The organism is Salegentibacter haimaensis (assembly GCF_054121495.1).
Map to the genome: position 1 here is coordinate 23,271 of NZ_JBSYGH010000002.1, position 24,656 is coordinate 47,926.

General features: G+C 43.6%; 23 protein-coding genes. 9 read left to right on the top strand and 14 right to left on the bottom strand.

Going from position 1 to position 24,656, the window contains the following annotated elements; genetic code table 11:
• Positions 1-84 precede the first annotated feature (84 nt).
• Genes ACW6QP_RS03410 through ACW6QP_RS03430 form a run of 5 tightly spaced genes read right to left on the bottom strand, consistent with a single transcriptional unit; the run spans position 85 to position 3,227 of the window.
• Positions 85-876, bottom strand: coding sequence for a TPM domain-containing protein (locus ACW6QP_RS03410; protein WP_457909441.1), 792 nt, complete (start codon positions 874-876; stop codon positions 85-87).
• Position 877: 1 nt separating this feature from the next.
• A complete protein-coding gene (locus ACW6QP_RS03415) occupies positions 878-1,318 on the bottom strand; it encodes a TPM domain-containing protein (protein ID WP_457909442.1) in 441 nt (146 codons plus the stop codon).
• Between the two features lies 1 nt (position 1,319).
• Positions 1,320-1,919, bottom strand: coding sequence for a LemA family protein (locus ACW6QP_RS03420; RefSeq protein WP_457909443.1), 600 nt, complete (start codon positions 1,917-1,919; stop codon positions 1,320-1,322).
• 1 nt (position 1,920) lies between these two features.
• Positions 1,921-2,250 (bottom strand): MerR family transcriptional regulator, encoded by a 330-nt coding sequence (locus ACW6QP_RS03425; RefSeq protein WP_457909444.1) that lies wholly within the window; start codon positions 2,248-2,250, stop codon positions 1,921-1,923.
• Positions 2,250-3,227, bottom strand: coding sequence for a M23 family metallopeptidase (locus ACW6QP_RS03430; protein WP_457909445.1), 978 nt, complete (start codon positions 3,225-3,227; stop codon positions 2,250-2,252). Before ACW6QP_RS03430 ends, ACW6QP_RS03425 begins: the two co-directional genes overlap by 1 nt.
• 130 nt (positions 3,228-3,357) lie before the next feature.
• Here ACW6QP_RS03430 and alaS point away from each other — a divergent pair, with 130 nt between their 5' ends.
• From alaS to ACW6QP_RS03445, 3 genes are all read left to right on the top strand, one after another.
• Positions 3,358-5,970: an alanine--tRNA ligase gene (alaS, locus tag ACW6QP_RS03435; protein WP_457909446.1), complete on the top strand. Its 2,613-nt coding sequence runs from the start codon at positions 3,358-3,360 to the stop codon at positions 5,968-5,970.
• A 23-nt stretch (positions 5,971-5,993) separates the two neighbouring features.
• Positions 5,994-6,947, top strand: a complete 954-nt coding sequence (locus ACW6QP_RS03440) for a GSCFA domain-containing protein (RefSeq protein ID WP_457909447.1) — start codon at positions 5,994-5,996, stop codon at positions 6,945-6,947.
• 272 nt (positions 6,948-7,219) lie between these two features.
• The gene (locus ACW6QP_RS03445; RefSeq protein WP_457909448.1) at positions 7,220-7,834 is read left to right on the top strand and encodes a DUF4230 domain-containing protein; all 615 of its coding nucleotides are present in this window, start codon (positions 7,220-7,222) and stop codon (positions 7,832-7,834) included.
• Here ACW6QP_RS03445 and ACW6QP_RS03450 read toward each other — a convergent pair.
• The 4 genes from ACW6QP_RS03450 to ACW6QP_RS03465 form a co-directional block, all read right to left on the bottom strand.
• Positions 7,831-9,585, bottom strand: a complete 1,755-nt coding sequence (locus tag ACW6QP_RS03450) for an aromatic amino acid hydroxylase (protein ID WP_457909449.1) — start codon at positions 9,583-9,585, stop codon at positions 7,831-7,833. The two genes, ACW6QP_RS03445 and ACW6QP_RS03450, sit on opposite strands and share 4 nt — an antisense overlap.
• A gap of 129 nt (positions 9,586-9,714) precedes the next feature.
• The gene (locus tag ACW6QP_RS03455; RefSeq protein ID WP_457909450.1) at positions 9,715-10,257 is read right to left on the bottom strand and encodes a DUF4136 domain-containing protein; all 543 of its coding nucleotides are present in this window, start codon (positions 10,255-10,257) and stop codon (positions 9,715-9,717) included.
• Positions 10,258-10,269: 12 nt separating this feature from the next.
• Positions 10,270-12,267, bottom strand: a complete 1,998-nt coding sequence (locus ACW6QP_RS03460) for a urocanate hydratase (protein WP_457909451.1) — start codon at positions 12,265-12,267, stop codon at positions 10,270-10,272.
• Between the two features lie 89 nt (positions 12,268-12,356).
• The gene (locus ACW6QP_RS03465; RefSeq protein ID WP_457909452.1) at positions 12,357-12,527 is read right to left on the bottom strand and encodes a DUF5522 domain-containing protein; all 171 of its coding nucleotides are present in this window, start codon (positions 12,525-12,527) and stop codon (positions 12,357-12,359) included.
• Between the two features lie 32 nt (positions 12,528-12,559).
• On the opposite strand from ACW6QP_RS03465, the gene ACW6QP_RS03470 reads away from it, so the two are divergent.
• From ACW6QP_RS03470 to hemL, 4 genes are read left to right on the top strand one after another with little or no spacing between them, the layout of a single operon-like run.
• On the top strand, positions 12,560-12,886 hold the full coding sequence (locus tag ACW6QP_RS03470) for a hypothetical protein (RefSeq protein WP_457909453.1): 327 nt from the start codon (positions 12,560-12,562) through the stop codon (positions 12,884-12,886).
• Between the two features lie 27 nt (positions 12,887-12,913).
• Positions 12,914-13,864 carry a 1-aminocyclopropane-1-carboxylate deaminase/D-cysteine desulfhydrase gene (locus tag ACW6QP_RS03475; RefSeq protein ID WP_457909454.1) on the top strand — a complete coding sequence of 317 codons (951 nt, stop codon included), beginning with the start codon at positions 12,914-12,916 and terminating at the stop codon, positions 13,862-13,864.
• A gap of 1 nt (position 13,865) precedes the next feature.
• Entirely contained in the window at positions 13,866-14,681 is an 816-nt protein-coding gene (locus ACW6QP_RS03480; protein WP_457909455.1) for a glucosaminidase domain-containing protein, read from the top strand.
• Between the two features lie 13 nt (positions 14,682-14,694).
• A complete protein-coding gene (gene hemL / locus ACW6QP_RS03485) occupies positions 14,695-15,984 on the top strand; it encodes a glutamate-1-semialdehyde 2,1-aminomutase (RefSeq protein WP_457909456.1) in 1,290 nt (429 codons plus the stop codon).
• Positions 15,985-16,005: 21 nt separating this feature from the next.
• On the opposite strand, the gene ACW6QP_RS03490 is transcribed toward hemL, so the two are convergent.
• A complete protein-coding gene (locus ACW6QP_RS03490; RefSeq protein WP_457909457.1) occupies positions 16,006-17,541 on the bottom strand; it encodes a GH3 auxin-responsive promoter family protein in 1,536 nt (511 codons plus the stop codon).
• A gap of 111 nt (positions 17,542-17,652) precedes the next feature.
• On the opposite strand from ACW6QP_RS03490, the gene ACW6QP_RS03495 reads away from it, so the two are divergent.
• Complete coding sequence (locus tag ACW6QP_RS03495) at positions 17,653-18,447, top strand: DUF2797 domain-containing protein (RefSeq protein WP_457909458.1); 795 nt, start codon at positions 17,653-17,655, stop codon at positions 18,445-18,447.
• A gap of 240 nt (positions 18,448-18,687) precedes the next feature.
• Here the strand turns inward: ACW6QP_RS03495 and ACW6QP_RS03500 are convergent, their stop codons facing one another.
• The 3 genes from ACW6QP_RS03500 to ACW6QP_RS03510 all read right to left on the bottom strand — a co-directional run bounded on the left by ACW6QP_RS03500 (position 18,688) and on the right by ACW6QP_RS03510 (position 22,530).
• Positions 18,688-19,005, bottom strand: coding sequence for a GIY-YIG nuclease family protein (locus ACW6QP_RS03500; RefSeq protein ID WP_457909459.1), 318 nt, complete (start codon positions 19,003-19,005; stop codon positions 18,688-18,690).
• A gap of 125 nt (positions 19,006-19,130) precedes the next feature.
• Positions 19,131-21,809 carry an AsmA family protein gene (locus ACW6QP_RS03505; RefSeq protein ID WP_457909460.1) on the bottom strand — a complete coding sequence of 893 codons (2,679 nt, stop codon included), beginning with the start codon at positions 21,807-21,809 and terminating at the stop codon, positions 19,131-19,133.
• A 16-nt stretch (positions 21,810-21,825) separates the two neighbouring features.
• Complete coding sequence (locus tag ACW6QP_RS03510) at positions 21,826-22,530, bottom strand: queuosine precursor transporter (RefSeq protein WP_457909461.1); 705 nt, start codon at positions 22,528-22,530, stop codon at positions 21,826-21,828.
• Positions 22,531-22,637: 107 nt separating this feature from the next.
• Between ACW6QP_RS03510 and folK the strand changes: the two genes are divergently transcribed.
• Positions 22,638-23,789, top strand: a complete 1,152-nt coding sequence (folK, locus tag ACW6QP_RS03515; RefSeq protein WP_457909462.1) for a 2-amino-4-hydroxy-6-hydroxymethyldihydropteridine diphosphokinase — start codon at positions 22,638-22,640, stop codon at positions 23,787-23,789.
• Between the two features lie 47 nt (positions 23,790-23,836).
• On the opposite strand, the gene ACW6QP_RS03520 is transcribed toward folK, so the two are convergent.
• On the bottom strand, positions 23,837-24,403 hold the full coding sequence (locus ACW6QP_RS03520; protein ID WP_457909463.1) for an RNA methyltransferase: 567 nt from the start codon (positions 24,401-24,403) through the stop codon (positions 23,837-23,839).
• Between the last annotated feature and the right edge of the window lie 253 nt (positions 24,404-24,656).

The window sequence follows — 24,656 nt, forward strand, 5'->3', positions numbered from 1 at the left end:
GGAGGGTTTTTTATTTTTCAGGTATTCTATAATTTACAATAGCGGGATGCTGCAAACTGCCTTCTAAAATACTGCGAACTAAAACTACCAGCTTCCTCCCGCGCCGCCGCCGCCAAAGCCACCGCCACCGAAGCCGCCTCCAAATCCGCCGCCGCCTCCAAATCCTCCTCCAGAGCTGCCCCCTCCAAAGCTACCCCGGCCCAGAGAACTTAAAATAATGGCGTCTAAAAGAGTGCCGCCGGTACTTCTGCGACCTCCGTTTCTACCTCCGCCCCGATTGCTCAGGGAAGCAATTATCACGATAAAAATGATAAAAATAATGAGCATAGGCAGGGGAGTGCCTTCAGAATTACTGCGTCGTTGAGGTGTGCCTTTAAAGGTGCCGGCTAAAACCTCAAAAACCGCATTGGTGCCTTTGTCCAACCCGGCATAGATATTCCCGTTTCTAAATTCAGGCAGAATAATTTGTTCGATAATCTGCTTGCTGCGGGCATCGGTGAGATACTCTTCCAGGCCATAGCCGGTGGTCATCCAGATCTTGCGATCCTGTTCGGCTACCAGGATTAGCAGGCCATTGTCTTCCTTAGCCTGGCCAATGCCCCATTCATCGGCCCAATGAGCCGCATAGGTGCCTTCGTATTCTCCCTGAAGAGATTTAATTGTCACCACTACAATTTGTGTAGAGGTAGTATCGGCGTAATTGATGAGCTTTTGTTCGAGTTGCTGCTTTTCAGCTGCATTAAGCATCCCGGCTTCATCATAGACACTGGTTTGCTTCGAGGGTCTTGGCGGAATATCCCTTTGAGCATTTACCTGCAGCGAAAAACCCGCCAGCAGGAGTAATAAAATAAGTTTTGGTCTAAAAAGTAAAGGCATACTATCCTCTCGAGATTTCGTCGGTGAGCTGGTTAGGGAGATCGGGAGACCAGGGAAAATGTTTTTTTAGCTGTTCCCCGGCTTTTAGAATTCCATCTACCAGTCCCTGTTTAAAATTGCCCTTTTTGAATTGGGCTACAATGGCATCTTTAGTGCTTTCCCAGAAATCTGGTGGAACCACATCATTGATTCCTCTATCGCCATAGATTACGAAATTGTGATCTTCAACCGCTACATAGATCAAAACCCCGTTTTCTTCCTTGGTATTATCCATTTTTAACTGATGAAAAATTTCCATCGCATGTTCAAAAATGTCCTGATCTCCGGCGGTTTTTTCAATATGCACCCTAATTTCCCCCGAAGTATTGCTTTCGGCTTCACGAATTGCGGCTACAATTTCCTCTTCATCTTTCTTGCTAAGAAATTCTTCGGTTTTACTCATCTTAATTGAAATCAAATTCTACATCGGGAGCGGTTTCTGCACCGGCATCGGCCTGGAAGCGCTCCATTCTATCAAAGCCAAACAGGCCTGCAAACATATTATTCGGGAACACTCTTATGTAAGTGTTGTAATCGGCTACCGCTTCATTATAACGATCTCTGGCGACATTGATCCTGTTCTCGGTACCTTCCAGCTGAGATTGCAGTTGGAGGAAGTTTTGGTTGGCCTTAATATCGGGATAGCGCTCTACGGTAACCAAAAGCCGCGAAAGAGCTGAACTCACCCCGGCCTGCGCCTGTTGAAACTGCTGAATTTGAGCTGCGCTTAAATTTTCGGCATCTACATTTACCGAAGTGGCACGGGAACGGGCTTCGATCACATCGGTTAGGGTTCCTCTTTCAAAATCGGCTGCGCCCTGTACGGTTTGCACCAGGTTTCCAATAAGGTCATTTCTTCGTTGGTAGGAGCTTTCTACATTGGCCCAGGCCATTTTTGCATTCTCTTCTTTTGCTACCGCGGTATTGTTAAAACCTGCAGTAAGGCTGTAAATCACAAAAAGTACAATTGCGATAATAATAGCGGGAATTAGCCACTTCTTCATATTATAATTGATTTTTTAGGTTGGTAAGGGTTGCTTTAATATTTTCCAACTTACGAATAATTTCAAAATTATTCAGGGTTTTCTTTTTCTCTTCTTTTAAATGAATTTTGGCACCTTCAAGGGTGAATCCCCGTTCTTTAACCAGGTGATAAATCAGCTCCAGATTTTTGATGTCTTCGGGAGTGAACATTCGATTCCCCTTGGCATTTTTCTTTGGTTTTATCGCATCGAATTCCTTCTCCCAAAACCTGATAAGCGAGGTGTTCACCTTAAATGCAGCGGCCACTTCACCAATGCTGTAATATCGTTTTTCGGGTAAATTAATATGCATTAATCCAGAGATTGGTTTTCCTGTTGGGCCTGTTTTAAGACTTCATCAAATTCTTCAGGCGATAGATTTCCGTAGTAGAAATTGATAGGGTTTATCCTGTCTTCTTCTTTAAAAATCTCATAGTGCAGGTGCGGCGCCTGGGAACGGCCGGTGCTGCCCACAAAACCTATCACATCACCGCGCTGCACTCTTTGGCCTACCCGAACATTATACTTATATAAATGAGCGTAAAGACTGGTATAGCCAAAGCCGTGGTCAATTCGAATATGATTTCCGTAGCCCGTAGAACGGTTATCGGCACGGGTAACCCGGCCATCACCGGTGGCGTAAACCGGAGTGCCCCGAGGGGCTGTAAAATCCATCCCGTAATGAAATTTCCTAACCTTGGTAAAAGGATCGGTTCGCCAGCCGTAACCTGAGGCGATTCGACTAAGGTCTTCATTTTTAACCGGTTGAATAGCCGGAACCGAAGCCAGTAAATTTTCTTTTTCCCTGGCCAGTTCTGCGATTTCATCTAAAGACTTTGATTGTACCACAATTTGCTTGGTGAGTATATCCATTCTTCGGGAAGTTTCCACGATGAGTTTTGAGTTATCAAAACCTTCCAGGTCTCTATAGCGGTTTATACCACCAAAACCGGCACGGCGCTGCTCCTCAGGAATGGGGTTCGCCTCAAAATACATTCTGTAGATATTGTTGTCGCGGTCTTCGACGTTGGCTAAAACCTCCTGGATGTGATCCATCTTTCGGTTTAGTAGGCCATATTGCAATTGCATATTTTCAAGCTCCCGTTTGAGAGCTTTTTCCTTTGGAGTTTCAATCTGCGGAATGTTGAGATAAATAACCAAAAGCAGGAAGCCGGCAAGAAAAGCTCCCACCACACTCAACAACGCAATCCCCAGGCGACGACCTTTACGGCGCTCTATCTTTTTATAAGAAAGGCTTTCGCTGTCGTAATAATATTTAACCTTCGACATGAGTCAAATTTATGCTATTTTTGCCATCCAACTCAGCAAATATTGTGCTGAATTTAAAGGCTAAACGAACAAATATAAAAATTGTTTTAAAGCTTTCGCAATTTAATAAATTTTAGATCTCAAGGTTTTGATGAAATCGCAGGAAATACGCCAACAATTCTTAGAATTTTTTAAATCCAAATCTCACGAAATCGTCCCCTCGGCACCAATGGTGATCAAAGACGATCCTACTCTAATGTTTACCAATGCCGGGATGAACCAGTTTAAAGAGTATTTTTTGGGAAACACCGTGCCAAGACATAGCCGGGTAACCGATACTCAAAAATGCCTTCGGGTAAGTGGGAAACACAACGATTTGGAAGAGGTGGGAATGGATACCTACCACCACACCATGTTCGAGATGCTGGGAAACTGGAGTTTTGGCGATTATTTCAAAGAAGAAGCCATCTCCTGGGCCTGGGAATTATTGACCGGGGTTTTTAAAATCAATCCTGAAAATCTTTATGTTTCGGTTTTTGAAGGCAGTGAAGATGATGGGCTCGGCCTGGATACCGAAGCTCTTGAGCTCTGGAAAAAAATAGTTCCTGAAGACCGTATTATCTACGGAAATAAAAAAGATAACTTCTGGGAAATGGGCGACCAGGGACCTTGCGGGCCCTGTAGCGAAATTCATATCGATATTCGCTCTGAAGCCGATAAAGCCAAACAACCCGGCCGCGAACTGGTAAATGCCGATCACCCGCAGGTAGTGGAGATCTGGAACCTGGTTTTTATGCAGTACAACCGCAAAGCCGATGGCTCGCTTGAAGAATTGCCCGCCAAACATATAGATACCGGGATGGGCTTCGAACGCCTGTGTATGGTGCTTCAGCAAAAACAATCCAATTACGATACCGATGTTTTTACCCCGCTTATTGCCAAAATTGAAGAGGTAACCGGGAATACCTACGGAAAAGATGAAAAAATAGACGTCGCCATTCGCGTAATTGCCGACCACCTGCGGGCGGTAAGTTTTTCTATAGCCGATGGACAATTGCCCTCCAATACAGGAGCAGGTTATGTGATTCGCAGAATCTTGAGAAGAGCCATCCGCTACGGATTTACCTTTCTTAATGCCAAGGAGCCATTTATTTACAAATTGGTTGAAAGCCTTAGTGCACAAATGGGAGAGGCCTTTCCCGAGCTTAGGTCGCAAAAGGATCTTTGCACTAATGTAATTAGAGAAGAAGAACAATCTTTCCTTAGAACCCTGGACCAGGGACTGCAGCTCCTGGAAAATTTAATGCAGGAAAGCCGGGATAAAAAGATTTCAGGAAAGAAAGCCTTTGAGCTGTACGATACCTTTGGATTCCCCATAGATTTAACGGCCCTTATTTTACGGGAAAGGGGCTATGAGCTCGATAAGACCGAATTTGAAGCCGAATTAAAAAAGCAAAAAGACAGATCGCGGGCCGCTACTCAAATTACTGCCGGTGACTGGCAGGAACTGGGAGAGGTGCAGGAAGATGCCTTTACCGGTTATCATAATTTGCAGGAAGATGTAAAGATCGCCCGTTATAGAAAGGTGGAAACCAAAAAACAGGGTGCCCTGTACCAGGTGGTGCTTGATAAAACCCCTTTCTATCCCGAAGGCGGTGGCCAGGTGGGAGATACGGGATATCTGGAAGATGCTTCCGGGAAAAAATATATGGTGCTGGACACCAAAAAAGAAAATAACCTGATTGTTCACTTCCTAAAAAACCTGCCCGAAAATCCCCAAAAAGGATTACTGGCCGTAGTAAATTCTCAAAAAAGAGCGCAAACCGAGGCCAATCATTCGGCTACGCATTTATTGCACCAGGCCTTGCGAAGTGTTTTGGGAACTCACGTGGAACAAAAAGGTTCTCTTGTAAAAGACAATTATTTACGTTTCGATTTTTCTCACTTTGGAAAAGTGACCAGCGAGGAACTTAAAAAAGTTGAAGAATTTGTAAACGAACGAATAGCAGAAGGCATTTCGCTTGATGAAAAAACGGGACTTACTTACGAGGAAGCGGTTTCTCAGGGAGCTATAGCGCTCTTTGGTGAAAAATATGGCGATTCGGTAAGGGCGATAAAATTTGGCGACTCGATGGAACTTTGTGGAGGGACCCACGTTAAGAATACCTCTGCGATCTGGTTTTTTAAGATTACAGCTGAAGCTGCAGTGGCCAGTGGAATACGCAGAATTGAGGCGATTACCGGCGATGCGGTGAAAGAGTATTTTGCTGGTCAAAGCCATAATCTGGAGCAGGTGAAATCGGTCTTAAAAAACCCGAAAGATGTAGTGAAGGCAGTTCAGAACCTGCAGGATGAAAATGCCGATCTTAAGAAGCAGCTTGAAAGCCTGTTAAAAGACAAGGCTAAAAATCTGAAAACCGAGCTTAAGGCTGAAATCGAAGAAATTCAGGGCATTAATTTCCTGGCGAAAAAAGTAGACCTGGATGCCGGCGGAATAAAAGATTTGGCCTTCCAGCTGGGAAGCGAATTCGATAATTTATTCTTATTGCTGGCGGCCGATCAAAACGGGAAAGCTCTGTTAAGCTGCTATATTTCTAAAGAACTGGCAGAGCAGAAAGAACTGCACGCCGGCAAAATTGTAAAAGAGCTTGGAAAACATATTCAGGGAGGTGGCGGTGGCCAGGCATTCTTTGCCACAGCCGGAGGTAAAAATCCCGGTGGTATAGACCAGGCCCTGAAAGAAGCCCAGAATTACCTGAAATAGGTTTTCAGCAAAATTATAAATCGATGGAATTCAGAACCCGTATTCCAATTCAAAAAAGAGAGCCCGCAATAGAGATGCATTCCCGCATCTTTTTGCTGGGCTCCTGCTTTGTAGAGAATATCGGGAAAAAGCTGGCTTATTTTGGTTTTCAACATATGTTGAATCCCTTCGGAATTCTTTTTCACCCACAGGCCATTGCCAATTTTCTGGAAAAACTTACTGAAAATCATTCCTATACTGAAAAGGATATTTTTTTTCATAGCGAGCGATGGCATTGTTTTGAGGCACATTCCTCGCTTAGCTCAGCAGATAAAGATCTGTTGCTTCAAAAACTAAATCTTGCTCTGAGAAATTCCCGGGAATTTTTACAATCTGCAAATTTTGTTGCAATTACTTTGGGAACGGCCTGGACGTATCGCCATCTCGAAAAAGATGTGCTGGTGGCTAACTGTCATAAAGTGCCGCAGCGGGAATTTAAAAAATCATTATTGTCAACTGCCGAAATTCAGGCTCAGTTAGAAAGAATCCAACAGGCTTTGCTTTCCATTAATCCTGAATTGCAAATACTCTTTACGGTTTCCCCGGTAAGACACCTCAAAGACGGATTTGTAGAAAATCAGCAAAGCAAGGCTAAGCTTATTAGCGCCCTTCACGACTTCCTGAATTCAACGCCCGGTGATAAAATCTCCTACTTTCCCGCCTATGAAATTATGATGGATGAATTGCGGGATTACAGGTTTTATGCGGAAGATATGATTCATCCTTCAGCCCAGGCTATCGATTATATCTGGGAAAGATTTAGCGAGAGCTATTTTTCTGAAGCCTGTAGAACTATTTTGCCTGAAGTAGATTCGGTAAGAAAAGGCCTGGCTCATAGACCATTTGATGAAGACTCTGAAGCTCATAAAAAATTCCTCCAAAAACTTCAGCAGAAAATCTCTAAACTACAGGAAAGATATCCGCATCTTCAATTTTAGGTAAAGCTTAACAGTTGTTCCTTATAAATTTAATCTGAAATTAATTTTTGAATATTGATATTTTGTAATTTTAGCTATGAATCTTTAATTTTCATAGAAGGTCGTTTTAAAAGAACTTTCGGTGAAATGAAAAGAGGACCAATCTAAAATTTGTTGGGGTAGATTTTAGAATAACAGCTTATGGACGGGTGGGGCCGTCCATAAGTTTTTATAAGCCCCTGAATTTCTTCAAAAACCCATCCTATTTCCTATTTTAGTTGAAAAATAAAGCTATGCGTAATTTTTTAATGGGTGCCATCCTGGTTTTAATCCTGTTCTTAGGATTTAGATATTGTGAAAACAGAAACGAAAACCGGGACCGTCTCGATGCCGATACCGAATTAATCAGAGAGCAAATTAAAAATGTAGGTAAATTGGTGGTGACCGAAGGTACTTTCTCGCAGGTGTATTCCTATAACGACTCCCGTAAATTCTACCTCGATATATTCTCTGCCCGCAAAAAGGCTCTTATCGTGGTCAATGCAACTGCCACGGTGGCCTATGATCTTAGTAAATTAGAAACCGAGATCGATGAGGAAAATAAAATTGTACGCATCACTTATATCCCCGAAGAGGAAATCAGCATAAATCCCGAGATCAAATATTACGATGTAACCCAGGATTATCTCAACCAGTTTAAGGCTGAAGATCATAATAAAATACGCCAGCGTATCGAAGCTTCTATCCTGGAAAAAGTGGAGGCTTCCACACTAAAATCGAATGCAGAAAACCGCCTAATAAGCGAGCTCCAAAAAATTTATATCCTTACCAGCTCAATGGGTTGGACGCTCGAATATGGTGACCGGCAGTTTAATGATGCCCGTGGCCTGGAAGAACTTAAACTCTAAGCGACCAAATTTGAATCTATAAGGCTTATCCCGCCATCTATGAGATGAGAAATATCGGGTCGCCTGGTCTTTACCTCCTCAAGATATTCCAGAACTTCGGTCGCCAGTTTTTCGTCTTTTCCGGCAGCGAGCTCATAGATTTCAACCGAAAGCAACCAGTCTTTTTTATGATGCTGTTTTACAAGATCAAAGGCGGCCTGCAGCGAAAATTTGGCATCTTTGCCTTCCCTTATATTTCTAACCGATGCATAAAGAGATTCCAGTTCTTCACGCTCTGGTGTTTTTTTGCTTTTAATTGTGCTGCTGCCCGGTTTGTGGGTTATCAGGTTGAAGGAAAGAACATCGGCCGGGCCGGCAAATGCAGAAACTACTGCTTTACCTACCGCCATATCATATTTCCCCCATTCAGGTTTAAACAGGCTTTGTTCCCCATAGGTCACCGTACAGTTTTTAAAACTAATTAAGATGATCTTTCCCTGAAGATTTCGGGTGCCGGTAATAATCTCTCCTGAAACTTTGATACCACCTTCAAATTCCAGTTCTACATTTTCGCCTTCATAAATATTATAAGCCTTCAGGTCACGGGGGCTCATATCTTCAATTGCCAGGTTGATACCTTTCAACTTACCCACCGGGGATCCAAAACCATCGGGATGATTATGTGTACCGTGACCTACCAGTTCTTTTTCACGATAAGACAGGGCTGTTTTTCCATTCGTCTGAAAGTAAATCACATTGCCTTCGTGGGCTATAACCCGGCTAAAATCACCAGATACCTGTAAGCCTGTACTCAATTCTATGCTGCCAAGGTTTTTTGAATCTATAAGTTTATTCAATCCTTCTAATCCGCCTTTTCTTAATGCCATTTTATTGGCAAATTCTTCGAGTACCAGGCTTAGATGAGCAAAATCTGGAGTTACGTAAAGTTGAGGTTGAGGCTTGGTGATGTCGAAATCCTGTTTACAGGCTTCCAGATTATAGGCTAATTTTTTAACCTTATCTGTCATACACCAGGCGCTTTCACCGATGGAGGATAGCAGTCCCGCTCCATATATTTTTGGATTTTCAGGAGTGCCTATAAGGCCATACTCCACCGTCCACCAATGTAAATTTCGTATTTGGGCCATCTCGCTTAACTCGGCTTCCTGCTTTTGAAGCTCATCTACCTTTTTTTCGGCGGCCTCTATTTCTTCTTGGGGGGTATCTTCGGCTTCTTTTATAATTGACAAATGCCTTATGGCTTCATAAATTTCATAATCTCTGGCGCTGGAAATGGCTTTACACCCAATTTCCCCAAAACGGCGTAGGTATTCGGCATATTCAGGATTGGCGATAATAGGGGCGTGGCCGGCACCTTCGTGAATAATATCGGGGGCTGGAGTATATTCGATATGTTCGAGCTGCCTAATATCGCTGGCTATCACCAAAACATTATAAGCCTGGAATTCCATAAATGCCGCCGGGGGAATGAAACCATCTACGGCTACAGCCGCCCAACCAATTTCTTTTAAAATACGGTTCATCCCGTACATATTGGGAATGCTGTCTATAGAAATTCCGGTTTGCTTTAAACCCTCGAGATAAGATTCGTGAGCTACCTTGCTAAGGTATTCCACATTTTTTCGCATCACATAGCGCCACACCGCCTGATTAATAGGGGTGTAGTCATCGTAATTCTGCGGTTTTATATATTGCTGAAGATGGGCCGGTAACCGGTCCAGGATCTCATTCGATTCTATTTGTTCTAACATAATCTGGTATTATAGAAAATGGAATCTAAAGATACGCATTTAGCCCCGAATTATGAAAATCCTAAAATTTAGAGATGTAAAATAAAAAAGCTCCTAAAAAAAGGAGCTTTTCACTGAATTTTTCTTTTTCTACTTCCCAATTCCGGGAGGATATTTTTCCAGGATCTTGCGCACTATTTCGTTGATACGTTCCTGTTTTTTATTCACTTCTCTGGCCAAAGCTGCGGTTCCCATTCCCTGCCAAACCAGTTCCTTTTTTTCGGCATCGATCAAATCTATATATAAAGTGCCTTCGCTGGTACGGTTTACGGTATTAAAGCCCGAACCCCAGTACCAGGGATGCCATCCCCAGCCGTATCCCCAGCCCATCATATTGTTCTGGTAGATATTGATGTTTTCGTTGGTCTTGGTAAAAATGCTTACCAAAAGATCGGGATTATCAGACTTGGTAAAACCTTTGGCCTGCATCTCGGTTTCTATGGCTCTTAGAATTCTTTTTTTATCAAGGTCTGAAATTTCAGCCTTGTCTATCCCGGGTTTGAAAAAGGCGAAACTTTGATAAGAGTTAAAATTGGCTTCCCTGTCATAATCGGAAGCTACTCTTACGCTGCTACAGGAGGTAAAAAGAAGGCCAAGCAGCAATAATAGCGGAGTAATTTTTAGAAATTTCATAAGATCTTAGTTTTAGGTTATTTTCCCAAACAGGGCTTTATCTACAAGATTGGGAAGTGTAAGCTGTAAACGGGGTTCCTGCTGCATCGCGCGTTTGGCAGCAAAAACAGCTTCTTTGTTTCTGGCCCAACTTCGACGGGCAATTCCGTTATTTACATCCCAGAAAAGCATAGATTTTAAGCGCTCTTCAGACTCCCTATTACCTTCAAGAACCATACCAAATCCTCCGTTTATTACTTCTCCCCAACCTACGCCACCGCCATTGTGAATACTAACCCAGGTAGCGCCTCTAAAACTGTCGCCAATTACGTTTTGAATCGCCATATCGGCCGTAAAGCGTGAACCATCATAGATATTGGAGGTTTCTCTGTAAGGAGAATCGGTTCCCGAGACATCGTGATGATCCCTGCCTAAAACCACGGGCCCTATCCTTCCTTCACCAATAGCATCGTTGAATGCTTTGGCGATGGCAATACGTCCCTGGGCATCGGCATAGAGTATCCTGGCCTGCGAGCCCACCACGAGCTTGTTTTCCTGTGCGCCCTGAATCCATTGAATATTATCGGCCATTTGCTGCTGAATCTCTTCCGGCGAATCCTCCTTAAGCTTCTGAAGCACTTCTGTGGCTATGGCATCGGTGATTTCCAGATCTTCAGCTTTCCCCGAAGCACATACCCATCTGAAGGGTCCAAAGCCATAATCAAAGCACATGGGCCCCATAATATCCTGCACGTAGCTGGGGTATTTATAATCACGTCCATTTTCGGCAAAAATATCGGCCCCGGCGCGGCCGGCTTCCAGCAAGAAAGCGTTTCCGTAGTCAAAGAAATAGGTGCCTCCTGCGGTATGTTTATTTATCGCAGCGGTTTGTCTTCGCAAGCTCTCCTGAACTCTCTGTTTAAAAGTTTCAGGGTCATTGGCCATCATCTCGTTGGCTTCATCAAATCCTAAACCTACGGGATAATAACCGCCTGCCCAGGGATTGTGAAGCGAGGTTTGATCGCTGCCAAGATCTACGTAGATATTTTCTTCAGCAAATTTCTCCCACACCTCCACGATATTTCCGGAGTAGGCAATAGAAACTACCTCCTTATTATTTTTAGCCTTTGTAACTCTGGTACAAAGTTCATCCAGATTTTCGACAACTTCGTCTACCCAGCCCTGGCTATGGCGTGTGTTGATAGCTTTAGGGTTCACCTCGGCACAAACCGTGATGCAGCCGGCAATATTCCCGGCTTTGGGTTGGGCCCCGCTCATTCCGCCGAGTCCCGAGGTGACAAATAGTTTTCCGGCAAGACCTTCATTGTTTTTAGAGATTTTTCTTCCGGCATTTAAAACAGTAATGGTAGTGCCGTGTACTATGCCCTGCGGACCAATGTACATATAACTTCCCGCTGTCATTTGCCCGTATTGGGTTACGCCAAGGGCATTAAATTTTTCCCAGTCGTCGGGTTTGGAATAATTTGGAATCATCATCCCGTTGGTCACTATAACCCGGGGCGCATTTTTATGTGAAGGGAAAAGGCCCATAGGATGCCCGCTATACATCACCAGGCTTTGCTCGTCGTCCATTTCGGCCAGGTAGCGCATTGTAAGCAGGTATTGGGCCCAGTTTTGGAATACCGCCCCGTTGCCACCGTAAGTGATCAATTCGTCAGGATGCTGTGCGACCCTGGGATCCAGGTTATTCTGAATCATTAGCATAATGGCCTTTGCCTGGGTGCTTTTCCCGGGATAATCTTCAATATTACGGGCGAAAATCTCATAACCGGGCTTAAAGCGATACATATAAATTCTGCCGTATTTCTCCAATTCTTCTCTAAATTCCGGTAAAAGCTCAGCGTGATGTTCGGGTTTAAAATAACGCAGGGCATTTTCCAGGGCCAGTTGGGTTTCTTCCTCGTTAAGGATCGCCTTTCTTTTTGGAGCGTGATTTACATTTGGATCGTATGCTTTGGGAGCAGGTAATTTATCGGGAATTCCCTGTAATATTTGAGATTTGAAATCCATTGCGTCTATTTTGTGTAGTTTGATAGATAGTTGCTAAACAAAGATAGAAAAGCCTGCGAATTCCTTAAGCTTAAAAAGCGGGAGATAGTTTATTTTTGGCTATTGGTTTTGGGATCATAGCCATAGGGGCAGTGCCGGCAGCCGCTTTCGCAACAATAACCTCGTTTAAGATGATATTGTTCAGTAAAACAACGGTAGCCTTCGGGGGTTAAATAATAGTCTCCTTCTTCAAGAGGGATTCTTTTTTTAACAAAACTCATAGCGTAAAAGTACAATTTCTTATCTTCAATTCGTGATTCTCATCGTTAACAAATATTTGCTGGGAAAGGATTTTAAAGGAATGAGCCTTTGGCCCTTTGTGATCCTGAAAGATAAGAGCCTGAAAGCCGATAAAACCTTTATCAATCACGAGCGCATACACCTGCGGCAGCAGATTGAGCTCTTTATCCTGCCTTTTTATATCTGGTATATCACCGAATACCTTATTAAACTTTACTATTACAAAGACCGGATGCTGGCCTATAAAAACCTGAGTTTTGAGCGGGAAGCCTATTCCCAGGAGATGAAAGAAGATTATCTTGAAGATCGCAAATTCTGGGCCTTTTTGCAGTTTATGTAAGCCCTTTCTTTTTTGGATATTTGCAGAATGAATCTAAAGAATTTTTTTGCTGAAGCTGTAGTTTCTGAAAATCAGTTTATAGCCGAATTCCCCGGGGGAATCTCCCTTTTCCTAAAACGGGAAGACCGCTTACACGCTGAAGTTTCGGGGAATAAATTCAGAAAACTGAAATACAATTTGCTTGAAGCCCAAAAACTGGCAAAAAACAGCCTGCTAACTTTTGGAGGGGCCTATTCCAATCATATCACCGCTACTGCCGCTGCGGGCAGGCTTGCCGGATTTAAAACGATTGGAGTGATTAGGGGCGAAGAATTAGGCCGGGACTTACAAAAAACGCTGCAGCAAAATTCAAGCTTAAAATTCGCCGATTCCTGCGGGATGCAGCTGCATTTCGTAAGTAGAGGGAAGTATAGAGAGAAGTATAGAGAGAAAAATTCTGAAGAATTCCTGGGAAAGTTAAAGTCGAAATTTGGCGATTTTTACCTGCTTCCCGAAGGTGGAACCAATGCACTGGCGGTTAAGGGCTGCGAGGAAATCTTAAACCCGGTTGATAATGATTTTGATTTTATAGCCTGTGCCGTGGGAACCGGGGGTACTATAGGCGGAATTATAAACGCTTCAGCCGAAAACCAAATATGCCTGGGTTTTCCGGCTCTTAAAGGAGATTTTCTTTTCGCAGAAATTGAGAAATTCAGTAATAAAAAAAACTGGAAGTTGATTACAGATTATCCTTTTGGGGGTTATGCGAAAGTGAATGAGGAATTGATAGCTTTTATCAACGAATTCAGGGAAAATTTTAAAATTCAGCTGGATCCCATCTATACTGGCAAATTAGTTTTTGGTATTTTTGACCTTATAAAGAAGGATTATTTTCCTCCCGGCTCAAAAATTCTGGCCATTCATACGGGTGGACTTCAGGGCATTTCCGGGATGAACAATGTTTTGAAGAAAAAGAATTTGCCCTTAATTAGAAACTGATATGATTAAACGTCTGCTTATAATTACAATTTTGGGTGTTTTGGTGGCTTCCTGTGGTACCCGGAAAAAGGAGGTAGAGCAGAGGCCGGAGCGGGAACGCCAATGGGCCGAGCCTAAGGGAGAGACCCGGGAAAGTTCATCATCTTCCACCGATCAAACTTTTACGGCGCCTTCACATCGCATTAGTGTTGATGAGTATATTGCTACTTACGCAAAAATGGCGCAGGACGAGATGCGGGAGTATAAAATTCCGGCCAGTATAACCCTGGCACAGGGTATTTTGGAATCGGGTGCAGGCAATGGCGACCTTACCCGCCGCGCCAATAATCACTTCGGAATAAAATGTCACGATTGGAAAGGTGCAAAAGTCTACCACGATGATGATGCCCGGGGTGAATGTTTCAGAAAATATGCGCATCCCAGCCATTCGTTTAGAGATCATTCCCTATTCCTGGCCCACCGGCAGCGATATGCCTCGCTTTTTGACCTAAAACCAGATGATTACAAATCCTGGGCCCGCGGACTTAGAAATGCGGGCTATGCTACCGACAGGAAATACCCCGATAAGCTCATTAGTTTAATTGAACGCTACCAACTCTATCTCTACGATGCCGAGGTTTTAGGGCAGCCGGGAACGGTGTTGGCTAAAAATAACCACTCCCAAAACGATATAGAATACCGGGTTCAACAGGGAGATACTCTATATTCCATCTCACGCCGGTATAATATGAGCGTGGAAGAAATTCAACGAAAAAATAATTTGAACGGTACTAACCTGGCCATTGGCCAGATTCTGTACCTGGGTTCATCTAAATAAGTAAATAGATTATATGATTTATAAAAGAAGCAGCGAGTTGTTCGCTTCAGCACAGAAAGTGATTCCCGGGGGAGTGAATTCTCCGGTGAGGGCATTTAAAGCAGTGGGCGGGGAGCCCATTTTTATTGAAAAAGCTGAAGGGGCCTATATCTACGATGAAGACGGAAATAAATTAATAGACTATATCAATTCCTGGGGTCCCATGATCCTGGGACACGCGCATAAACCGGTGGTAGAGGCGGTAGTAGAAAAAGCCAGAAAAGGAACTTCTTTTGGTACTCCCACCGAAATCGAAACCAAAATCGCCGAACTGGCGGTGAAAATGGTGCCGAATATCGATAAAATTCGTTTTGTGAATTCAGGCACCGAGGCCTGTATGAGCGCCGTTAGATTGGCTCGTGGATTTACTGCAAAGGAGAAAATTATAAAATTTGCCGGTTGTTATCACGGGCATAGCGATTCCTTTCTCATTCAGGCGGGGAGTGGTGCAGTGACTTTTGGAACTCCTAACAGCCCCGGGGTGACCCAGGGTACCGCAAAAGATACCTTGCTGGCCAGATACAACGACCTGGAAAATGTTAAGTCTTTAATTGAAGCTAACTCTGGTGAGATTGCCTGTATCATTATTGAACCCGTACCCGGTAATATGGGGTGTATTCCACCTAAAGAAGGTTTTTTGGAAGGCCTAAGACAGCTTTGCGATGCTCACGATATTTTGTTGATTTTCGATGAGGTGATGAGCGGATTTCGCCTTGCGGCCGGGGGCGTGCAGGAGCGACTTGGCGTAAAAGCCGATATTGTTTGCTTTGGAAAAGTAATTGGAGGTGGCCTGCCTGTGGGAGCATTCGCCGCGAGAAATGAAATTATGGATTACCTGGCACCGGTTGGCCCGGTTTACCAGGCCGGAACTCTAAGCGGAAACCCGCTGGCAATGGCTGCAGGGCTCGCGATGCTTACCGAGCTGGATTCAAATCGCGGGATTTTTAAAAGCATAGATGAAAAAACCGAATACCTGCACAAAGGAATAGAACAGGCCCTGAATACCAATAAAATCGATTTTACTATTAATCGTGTAGGCTCGATGATTTCGGTGCATTTTGGAAAAGATCCGGTGGTAGATTTTGACTCTGCTTCAAAATCGGCGGGGAATGGAATTTTCAATAAATTCTTCCACGGAATGCTGCAGGAAGGAATCTACCTGGCGCCCAGCGCTTATGAAACCTGGTTCATTAGCGAGGCCCTGAGTTATGAAGATTTAGATGCCACTATTGCAGCGGTAAAAAAAGTTGCAGCAAAACTGTAAAATTTCAGGCATTCTTGGGATTCAATCCCCCGGAATGCCTTCTAACTTGTTCATTTTAAGCAATTCTTCCACATAATCTCTGCTATTACAGAGCCTGGGTACTTTATGCTGCCCGCCTAATTTTCCATTTTTCTTCAACCAATCATAAAAAAGCTTTTCTCTGGCTTGATGAATTTGAGGCATATTCAGAGTGAAATTATTATAGCGCTTGGCCTCATAATCGCTATTTACCTGCTGCAAGGCTTTGTCTAATTCAAGCCTGAATTTTTCAAAATCCCGGGGTGGTTTTTTAAATTCAATAATCCATTCGTGAGCGCCTTTTTCCTTTCCTTCCATAAAAATGGGAGCGGCCGTATAATCTACAATTTCGCAATTGGTGACCAGCGAAGCATTTTTCAGAGCTTCTTCAGCATTTTCTATGATGAGCTCCTCGCCAAAAACATTTATATGATGTTTGGTTCTTCCGGAAACCTTAATGCGATAAGGACTGGTAGAGGTGAACCGTACCGTATCGCCAATTTTATAGCGCCAAAGTCCGGCATTGGTGGTGATGACCACTGCATAATTTTTGCCGGTTTCCACTTCAGAAAGCGGGATCACTTTTTCTGAAGGACTTCCGTAGGTATCCATTGGAATGAATTCATAGAAAATTCCGTAGTCCAGCATCAACAATAACTCCTTGGAATCGTTTTGATCCTGGCAGGCGAAGAAACCTTCAGAAGCATTGTAAATCTCGTAATACCTGAAATCTTCTTTAGGTAAAATCTTCTGGTACTGCAGCGCGTAGGGTTCAAAACTCACCCCGCCGTGGAAGTAAACCTCCAGGCTGGGCCAAACCTCAAAAATGTTTTCTTTTCCTGTTTTTTCGAGGATATTATTCAGCAAAACCAACATCCAGCTGGGGACCCCGGCCAGGCTGGTAACTTTTTCCTTTACGGTTTCGCTTACAATGGCCGGCATTTTAATTTCCCAGTCGTGCATAAGCGAGGTTTCATTGCTGGGAGTAGAACTGAATTCGGCCCAAAACGGCATATTGTCTATAAGAATAGCCGAAAGATCCCCGTAAGAAGTGCCGTTGTTTTTATAGATCTCCTGGCTGCCTCCCAATCTAAGACTTTTCCCGGTAAACAATTGCGACTGCGGATTGTTATTGAGGTACATGCACAACAAATCCTTACCGGCATTATAATGACAAAGCTCGAGAGAATCTTCACTTACCGGGATGAATTTGCTCTTGGCCGAGGTAGTTCCGCTGGATTTTGCAAACCATTTTATGGGTGTGGGCCAGAAAATATTGGTTTCGCCCTGGCGGCTGCGCTCAATACAATCCTGATAGTCTTCATACTGTTGCACCGGTACGCGCCTGGCAAATTCGGCGTAGGTTCCTATTTTACCAAAATCATATTTTTTGCCAATTTCGGTATGTTTAGCTTTGGAAATAAGATGCTTTAGCAGCTCATTTTGAACTTCGTGAGGGTATTTAATAAACAACTCCATTTGATGAATGCGCTTCTTGAGAAACCAGGAGGCGATGGAGTTTACTAAGGGAATTGGCATTATTTATTTTATCTTTACGCTGAACAATGCATCAGCGATGGTTGGTTGGTTAAATTTAGCTGAAAGCCTGAAGCCTGCAACTCCAGTTTGGTTAAAAATACAGAAAAATATATGAGATACGAAGGGGTGCTTACCAAAATGAGAACTGAAATTACCGATAAGGTGCAGTATTACCTCAATTTTGAGAACGATTTTCTCAATCTAAATCAGTTGCTCAACAAGACTTTAAGCATTAACTTCCTGAGGTTTCAATGCCTTAATTGCGGCCTGGAAAAAAAGATTTTTCGTCAGGGGTATTGTTATGATTGTTTTACCAGTATTCCGCAGGCCGGGGATTGGGTGATAAGCCCTGAGCTGAGTAAGGCTCATCTCGATGAGGAAGACCGCGATCTGGAATTCGAAAAAAGCGTGCAGTTACAACCGCACGTGGTGTATCTGGCCAATTCAAGCGATGTGAAGGTAGGGGTAACCCGCCGTACGCAAATCCCCACGCGATGGATAGACCAGGGGGCTCACGAAGCCATTGAAATTGTAGAGGTGCCAAATCGCTATCTCGCCGGAATTACTGAAGTAGCTTTGAAAGATCACGTTTCAGATAAAACCAATTGGCGTAAAATGCTTACCAATGAGGTGCTGGATCTTGATTTAGCTGAAATTCGCGAAAATTTAAAACAGTATATCCCCGAAGAAGCCCGGGAATATTACCTGGCCAGCAACAAGGAAACCGAAATCGAATTCCCGGTGCTGGAATTTCCAAAAAAGGTGAAAACTCTAAACCTGGGTAAAGCTCCTTTTTATGAAGGAGTATTAAAAGGTATAAAAGGGCAGTATCTCTTATTCGAAGACGGTACTGTTTTTAACGTGCGCGGCCACGAGGGATTTGTGGTGGAGATACAAGTGAAATGACCCCTCGACTGCGCTCGGGGTGACATTCCCCTCGACTGCGCTCGGGGTGACATACCCTTCGACTGCGCTCGGTGTGACATTCCTCTCGACTGCGCTCTGGGGTAATAACATTGCCCTGCAACTGCTTTTGGGCTCACAATCCTCTTAACCGTAAAAGTTTGCCATTATTGTCAGGTCGAGCGCAGTCGAGACCTCTTGTCAACAGATACTTGCAACAGAATTCAACAGCAAAATCCCAGCTTAATCTTCCGGCTTATATTTTGAATGAGTTGCGTTTCTACACTCTGCTAAAATTTGTAGTATTTCAAAATCTCCATTGATTAAAGCCTTCTTTTTCTGTGCGCTCCATTTTTTAATCTTTTTTTCAAAATATATAGCCTGGTTAACCTCATTAAACTCCTGATGAAACTTTAAGGTTACTGGCCTTCTTTTAAATGTGAAACTATTAAAATTTTTATCGGAATTATGTTCTTCTAACCTGCGTGTAAGGTCATTGGTAATACCAGTATACAACAACCCATCTGAACATTCCAGGGTATAAACGAAATAGAGTTTCATAGAAGAAAGTTACAGAAAATAACCGACCCCTCGACTGCGCTCGGGGTGACATTCCCTCGATAACTATAAAATTTACCTAAACTGTCAGGTCGAGCGTAGTCGAGACCTCTCTGAACCAGACCTCCCTACTGAGCCGTATCCTTTTTGGTTTGATTCTTCTTCAAAATTCCGCCCAAAATATTCCTTGCGGCTTCTTTCACCTGCTCTTCCTGGTTTTTAGGTTGCGAACTCACCGGCGGGGTTTGGGTCGCAGTGGTGTCGCGCGTAGCTGTGGTATCCTGTTGTTGGCGATTTTGTCCGGTGTTTCGGTTTATAACATCCCGTATGGCTTCTTCCCCTCGCTGTCTTAAATTAGCCTTTTGTTTTTCCACAATTTTATTCGTTAGCTGGCTGACAGCCTGTTCCATATTGATGTTGATTTGCGGATTTTGAAACGTGCCTCGCAATCCTACCGGAAGTACAACATTCATACTTCTAATGTCATCTCCACTTAACTGGCCAAGCGCATTACCTATCTGGTTGCCCAGTAGACGTGCAGGGATATCAAGATTCAGGCTGTAATCCATACTCATATCAAATCCGTGCCCGCCGGCTACGCGTACATTAATACCTTTCACATCGAAATTGAAAGGCTCAATTTGTACCTTTCCATCATTAAAGCTTAGCCTGGTTTGCAGCTTGCTCAGGTCGATATTATCCAGGTCGATAAATTCCAGTTGCTGATCCAGCCTGGACAGCAGCGGCAATTTTTCGGGGTCGATATCGGCCGTTAGTACCCGGGCCAGAGCGTTTCCAATTAGGGTGTTAAGCTGCGGGGTAAGGTCATCGTTAAGGTTTCCGCGAAGTTCCAGATTGGTTTGTAATTTTCCTTCCAGGGCACGTGCTATGGGTGCCATCGCCTGCAACATCTCAAGATTGTTAAAGGAGTCGGCAATATTCAGCGCGTTTAGGTCCAAGGCCATCTCAAAAGTGGGCGTGGCAGTACGGGTAGAAACATTTCCGTTTAAAGCGATATTTCCGCCGAAAATTTCCGAAGAAATATTCTGTAAAGTTGCGGTCTCATCCCTTAAAATGATATTTCCTTTTGCATTTTTAAGTTCCAGGTTATCGTAAACCAGGGTGTTGATGTTAAAAGCCAATTCAGTATCTAAAAAAGATGGAATTTTCACTGCCTCCCTGCCGGTTTGTACTTTTTGAACCCTGGTTCCCGAAGTTTCAGGATCGGTGGTTTCTACTTCTTCGGTTTCAGCTACTACAAAATCATTAATCACAAAACGATTGGAATTCACCCTGAAATTTCCTTTGAGTTGTTGCTCGGTAAACAGAAAGCCCATTAAATTCTGAATTTGACCCGAAGCAGTAATATCACTGCTGCCACTGGTAAGCTTCAACTCGGGCACACTTACGTTACCCTGATTAAAATTCATCGTGGCATTGGCAATTTCTACCGCATTAGGTAGTTCTGGCGATTGATACCTGAAATTCCGGATGCTTGCAGTACCCTGACTTTTTACGTTTTGATATTGTTCTTTTTCGATGGAATTCATGTCGAATTGGGTGGTAAGATCGGCAGTAAGAATCCCGTTGAGTTCCTGTTCGAGCTCCAGCGGATAGGCCTGCTCCAGCTTGGCCAGATTAATAGTTCCCTTCAAGGCCATATCTACCAACATATTTCCCAGCAAATTACGCACACTACCATTGGTGGTAAACCTGTCCTGGTCTATGCGGAAGCTCACATTATCGAAAGTTAGATAAGTGTCTTCCATAATACCCGATTCGTTCAACACCTGTAAATCCAGGTTGATATCCTCCACGCTTTTTGGCAGGTCGGGATATTTAAACCGCGCGTTATTCGAACTTATTTTAATATCCATTTTTGGAATATAGGTCTCGTCTACGATTCCCTGAATACGACCATTTACGATAAAATCTCCAGAAGTCTCAACATTTTCGATGTTCTTCGCATAGGTTTCGGGAATCACCGCCAGGAAGTTTTTAAAGTCGGAGGAAGGGGTCTGGAAGCTCAGGTCAATCTCATTATTATCTTCATTCACCTGTACCCAACCTTCAAAAGTGAGCGGTAACTGGTTTATCCTGGCTTCATTTTCAAGAAAGGTATATCGCAGGTTTTCGAGGTCCATTTGTATCACGGCATCAAGGCTTACACCGTTGCGTCTTAGGTAATTCACCCCGTCATAATCAAGAGAGACCAAAGCTTCAGAATAGGTGTCGAGCTCACTTTCAGAAAGTGAAAAATCCCCGGTTCCCTCGTGGTTCAGGTCTTCTACATCGAGCAAGAGGTTTTGCCCGGCATCCCAATATTTAATGCGGCTATTATTGATCTCATAGTGCTTCAGGTCAAAACTAAACCCGGGAGATTCAGAAGCCGTAGAAGTAGTATCCTCAATGGCGATATCGTAATTGTTGTTTCCCAGAGAATCTACCAGGATATTAATATACCCACGGTTAAGTTTAAGTTGATCCAGGCGCTTGGCCTCGCCGGCACCTTTGAATAATTCTTTGATGCTCATTTCCAGCAGAAGCTCCTCTCCAATTGCCAGGGTATCCCCGGCAAAAGGTTCGTTATTGATCACGCTAAAATCTTCGATCACCACAGTGGCCTGTGGGAAAGAGCGCAATAAGCTTAGATTGATATCGGCGAATTCAACCTGTGCATTCACATTGTTATTGATGGTTTTGCGCACATAATCCTTGATTTGAGCCTCAAAGATGAAAGGTGCTGCCAGGAGCAGAACAAAAATCACTAAAAGGCTAATCCCAACTATTTTTAAAACTTTTTTCATAATTCTGAATTTAAATCTAAAACCTTAACTCACCGAATTCTTCTCCCCATTTAAGCCCGAAACGCTTCCGGATTAAAAATACCGACGCATATAAAAGCGGGGTATCCAATATGGCCACGATCACTTTAAAAAGAAAACCGCTAAGCAAAAGAGCTCCAAAGAGTTCCCATTCGATTTTGCCAAAACTGCAAAGCAAAAACAAGACCGAAAATGTGTCTACAAACTGCGAGCTAAAGGTAGACAGGTTGTTTCGCAACCAAAGATGCTTTCCCCGGGTTAGTTTCTTCCAAAAATGGAACAAATGTATATCTACGTACTGCGCCAGCAGGTAAGCCGTCATCGAAGCGAAAACTGCAATGGCAGTGGCTCCGAAAACCTCTGTAAACAAGGCATCTCCAATAGGAGACCAGCTCGTGGCGGGAACCGCATTGGCGCTGTATATGATCAATAATGAAAAGAACGAAGCAAAAATCCCCGTGGTGACCACGCGATTGGCCCGGCGTTTTCCGTAAACCTCGCTTATGATATCGGTGATAAGAAAGGTAACCGGATATGGCAAAATTCCCACAGAGATTTCAAAAGTGTAAATTCCGAAGAAATCCCAGGAAAAAAACTTCTGAAAAATAAGATTCGAAACCACCAGCGAAGCGATGAACAATCCGCCAAGGATCAGGTAAATACGCTGTGCTGCCAGGCTGTCTTGAAGGGGGTTTGGAGCCAAATCTTGTTATTAAGTCTTCTAACAAAATTAAGAGTATGTGATTTTGTTTTGCTTAATTTGCTGTGAAAATTTTCAGCTTAATCCTTTTTAATTTTTCGTAATCCAGTTTGAAACCCCCAAAAATCTTATACGTAGCACTGGGAAGCAATGTTGGCGACCGCTATAAAACCCTGCAGGCCGCCGTTGAAAGCATCTACCTCGAAATTGGTGAAATTTTGCAGGTATCTCCCATCTACGAAACTCCGGCCTGGGGTTTTGAGGGCAATGCTTTTTTGAATGCCTGTGTCGCTGTTTCCACGCGATTTTCTGCGGAAGCAGTTCTGGAAAAACTGCTGAAAATCGAAACTGAAGCCGGGAGATTGCGATCTACCCCGGGAACTTATCAGAATCGAAGCCTCGACCTGGATATTTTGCTAATGGAAGAGGAGGTCATCCAGAATGAAAGATTAAAATTGCCGCATCCGCATCTGCAGAAACGAAATTTTGTTTTGCGGCCCCTGGCCGATATCGCTGCAAAAGAAGTGCACCCGGTATTGAATGTGAAAATTGAAGAGTTGCTGAAGCAATTAGAGGATGATTCGCCAATTGAGCAAATTTCAGCCCACCTCCAACTTCCGAAGAGAAGTTATGCCTTCACCAGCTGTAATTATATTGCGGTTGAAGGGAATATCGGTGCCGGGAAAACCAGTTTTTCCACGATGATCTCGCAGGATTTTAACGCAAAACTCATCCTGGAACGCTTCAAGGATAATCCCTTTTTACCGAAATTTTATGAAAATCAGGAGCGATATGCCTTTCCTCTTGAAATGTCTTTTCTGGCCGACCGCTACCAGCAGCTGGCCGATGACCTGGCGCAATACGACCTGTTTTCAGATTTTGTGATCTCAGATTATGATGTGTTCAAATCGCTGATTTTCGCAAAAATCACCCTGCACGAAGATGAATATTCTTTGTATCACAAGCTGTTTCATTTGATGTATAAGGAGCTGGTGAAACCCGATTTATACGTGTATCTTTATCAAAACACCGAAAGGCTTCTGGAAAATATCAAAACCCGGGGCAGGGATTATGAACAGGATATTAAACCTGAATATCTTGTAGAAATTAATAAGAGTTATCTCAATTTCATCAAATCTCAAAACAAGCTCAGGGTGCAAATCATCGATATTTCAGAAAAGGATTTTGTGAAAAATCGCAGGGATTACCTGGATTTGCTGGAAGAGATCGGAAAAAGCCCCCTGGCCCCCTCAGGAAACTAAACTGCAAGGTTTTAAATACCTTGTAGGTTTTTTCTTAAGTTAACTTACTAATGACTCATATAAGATTGTTCGTGGGTATTGGTAGAGATTTTCGAGAATAAATCCCATAAAACCACACCCACGCTCACCGCTATATTCAAAGAATGTTTGCTGCCAAATTGCGGGATTTCTATAATCCCGTCGCTGGCCGAAACTATTTTTTGCTGCACTCCTTTTACTTCATTGCCAAAAACCACGGCGATTTTCTCCCGGGCCTGGGCTTGAAACTCGTTTAGCATCACGGCTCCTTCGGCCTGCTCTATCGCAAAGACCCTGGTTTTTTCTTTCTGAAGTTTTTCTACCACCTCCAGCACATCTTCGGCATATTCCCAGGCTACCGTCTCGGTAGCGCCCAGGGCAGTTTTTTGAATGTCTTTATGCGGGGGTTGGGCAGTGATACCGCAGAGGTATATCTTTTCGATCAAAAAAGCGTCGGAGGTGCGAAATACCGAGCCAATATTATTGAGACTGCGCACATTGTCAAGAATTACGATAATAGGTGTTTTTTTGGCCTCTTTGAATTCTTCTACCGATTTACGGTCCAGTTCGCTGTTTTTGAGTTTTCGGTTTTGCATAGCCGCAAAATTAAGGATTTTTGTAAAGGAGATAAAGGAAATCAGGGCTTATGGTGGAGAAGGCGTAGCCTACTTATAAGGTCTTGCAGGCCTTCAGCCTCCTGTGCAGCCTGGGGAGGGGTAGTATGGCCAGGGCTGTTGCCCCTGGTTTTGGTGTCTCAGGCTTTCAGCCTGTTTTTGTTGGTTTTTGTGTCAGGGGCGTTGCCCCAGGTTTTGGTCTCTCAGGCTTTCAGCCTGCTGTGTAGTCCTGGAG

Bases quoted from the DNA above. Each gene is read 5' to 3' on its own strand.
- ACW6QP_RS03410 (WP_457909441.1), bottom strand. From the start codon at position 876: ATGCCTTTACTTTTTAGACCAAAACTTATTTTATTACTCCTGCTGGCG.
- ACW6QP_RS03415 (WP_457909442.1), bottom strand. From the start codon at position 1,318: ATGAGTAAAACCGAAGAATTTCTTAGCAAGAAAGATGAAGAGGAAATT.
- ACW6QP_RS03420 (WP_457909443.1), bottom strand. From the start codon at position 1,919: ATGAAGAAGTGGCTAATTCCCGCTATTATTATCGCAATTGTACTTTTT.
- ACW6QP_RS03425 (WP_457909444.1), bottom strand. From the start codon at position 2,250: ATGCATATTAATTTACCCGAAAAACGATATTACAGCATTGGTGAAGTG.
- ACW6QP_RS03430 (WP_457909445.1), bottom strand. From the start codon at position 3,227: ATGTCGAAGGTTAAATATTATTACGACAGCGAAAGCCTTTCTTATAAA.
- alaS (WP_457909446.1), top strand. From the start codon at position 3,358: ATGAAATCGCAGGAAATACGCCAACAATTCTTAGAATTTTTTAAATCC.
- ACW6QP_RS03440 (WP_457909447.1), top strand. From the start codon at position 5,994: ATGGAATTCAGAACCCGTATTCCAATTCAAAAAAGAGAGCCCGCAATA.
- ACW6QP_RS03445 (WP_457909448.1), top strand. From the start codon at position 7,220: ATGCGTAATTTTTTAATGGGTGCCATCCTGGTTTTAATCCTGTTCTTA.
- ACW6QP_RS03450 (WP_457909449.1), bottom strand. From the start codon at position 9,585: ATGTTAGAACAAATAGAATCGAATGAGATCCTGGACCGGTTACCGGCC.
- ACW6QP_RS03455 (WP_457909450.1), bottom strand. From the start codon at position 10,257: ATGAAATTTCTAAAAATTACTCCGCTATTATTGCTGCTTGGCCTTCTT.
- ACW6QP_RS03460 (WP_457909451.1), bottom strand. From the start codon at position 12,267: ATGGATTTCAAATCTCAAATATTACAGGGAATTCCCGATAAATTACCT.
- ACW6QP_RS03465 (WP_457909452.1), bottom strand. From the start codon at position 12,527: ATGAGTTTTGTTAAAAAAAGAATCCCTCTTGAAGAAGGAGACTATTAT.
- ACW6QP_RS03475 (WP_457909454.1), top strand. From the start codon at position 12,914: ATGAATCTAAAGAATTTTTTTGCTGAAGCTGTAGTTTCTGAAAATCAG.
- ACW6QP_RS03480 (WP_457909455.1), top strand. From the start codon at position 13,866: ATGATTAAACGTCTGCTTATAATTACAATTTTGGGTGTTTTGGTGGCT.
- hemL (WP_457909456.1), top strand. From the start codon at position 14,695: ATGATTTATAAAAGAAGCAGCGAGTTGTTCGCTTCAGCACAGAAAGTG.
- ACW6QP_RS03490 (WP_457909457.1), bottom strand. From the start codon at position 17,541: ATGCCAATTCCCTTAGTAAACTCCATCGCCTCCTGGTTTCTCAAGAAG.
- ACW6QP_RS03495 (WP_457909458.1), top strand. From the start codon at position 17,653: ATGAGATACGAAGGGGTGCTTACCAAAATGAGAACTGAAATTACCGAT.
- ACW6QP_RS03500 (WP_457909459.1), bottom strand. From the start codon at position 19,005: ATGAAACTCTATTTCGTTTATACCCTGGAATGTTCAGATGGGTTGTTG.
- ACW6QP_RS03505 (WP_457909460.1), bottom strand. From the start codon at position 21,809: ATGAAAAAAGTTTTAAAAATAGTTGGGATTAGCCTTTTAGTGATTTTT.
- ACW6QP_RS03520 (WP_457909463.1), bottom strand. From the start codon at position 24,403: ATGCAAAACCGAAAACTCAAAAACAGCGAACTGGACCGTAAATCGGTA.